The sequence below is a fragment of the Hungatella sp. SL.1.14 genome (genome assembly GCF_024460495.1).
Taxonomy (GTDB): domain Bacteria; phylum Bacillota; class Clostridia; order Lachnospirales; family Lachnospiraceae; genus Hungatella; species Hungatella hathewayi.
This window is the reverse complement of the sequence record NZ_JANFYJ010000149.1, coordinates 1-409: the sequence shown is the minus strand read 5'-3', so window position 1 is coordinate 409 and position 409 is coordinate 1. Positions and strand designations below refer to the sequence as shown.

The window sequence follows — 409 nt, the reverse complement described above, 5'->3', positions numbered from 1 at the left end:
GTTTCATTGACCGCATCCTTTAATGTCTGCGTACCGCTGGTGACGGGATGAACCCTGGCGCCTAAAAGCTCCATGCGGAACACGTTTAAGGCCTGACGGTCTGTGTCCTCTTTTCCCATAGAAAGATTACAGACGATAACATTGCCAGATTTTCCAATCAGCTGAATAAAGTGGGATTCTCCTTTGACTGGTCGAGAGTAGTCGACACCACGGATGAGGACTATTATAAATGGACCCAGTGGATTTTCTTAAAGATGTTTGAGAAGGGCCTTGTGTTCCGCGATACGGCTCTCGTAAACTACTGTCCATCCTGCAAGGTTGTCTTATCCAACGAGGACAGCCAGGGCGGAAAATGTGATATCTGCCACAGCGACATCGTGCAGAAGTCCAAATCCGTGTGTTTTTTAAG

At 47.4% G+C, this 409-nt stretch carries 2 pseudogenes; one reads left to right on the top strand and one right to left on the bottom strand.

Going from position 1 to position 409, the window contains the following annotated elements:
* Nucleotides 1-131 (bottom strand): annotated as a pseudogene (locus tag NE473_RS30415) (tryptophan synthase subunit beta); the annotation flags it as partial.
* Here NE473_RS30415 and NE473_RS30410 point away from each other — a divergent pair.
* Nucleotides 120-409 (top strand): annotated as a pseudogene (locus NE473_RS30410) (class I tRNA ligase family protein); the annotation flags it as partial. The pseudogenes NE473_RS30415 and NE473_RS30410 overlap by 12 nt on opposite strands.